Below are 404 nucleotides of genomic sequence, written 5' to 3' on the forward strand. Positions count from 1 at the left end.
CTGTGGATGCTGCAGACCCGGGTCGGCAAGCGCACCGCCGCGGCCGCGTTCGTCATCGCCACCCACCTCGTCGACGAAGGCCTCATCGACCTCGACGAGGCCCTGCACCGGGTCAGCGGCGCCCAGCTGGCCCAGCTGATGTTCCCGGCGTTCGACCTGTCCGGGTCGCCCGAGCGCATCGCGCAGGGCGTGGCCGCCTCCCCCGGCGCGGCCGTCGGCGCCGTCGTGTTCGACGCCGCCCGGGCCGCCGCGGTGGCCGGCGCCGGCCGCCCGGTCATCCTGGTGCGCCGGGAGACCAACCCCGACGACCTGCCGGGCATGATCGCCGCCCAGGGCATCCTCACCAGCCGGGGCGGGAAGACCTCGCACGCCGCCGTGGTGGCCCGCGGCATGGGCAAGACCTG

1 pseudogene is annotated in these 404 nt (G+C 76.2%); it reads left to right on the forward strand.

What is annotated here, in order from left to right:
• Positions 1-404 (forward strand): annotated as a pseudogene (locus IEZ31_RS58095) (PEP-utilizing enzyme); the annotation flags it as partial.

This window comes from Dactylosporangium sucinum (assembly GCF_014647515.1).
GTDB classification, from domain to species: domain Bacteria; phylum Actinomycetota; class Actinomycetes; order Mycobacteriales; family Micromonosporaceae; genus Dactylosporangium; species Dactylosporangium sucinum.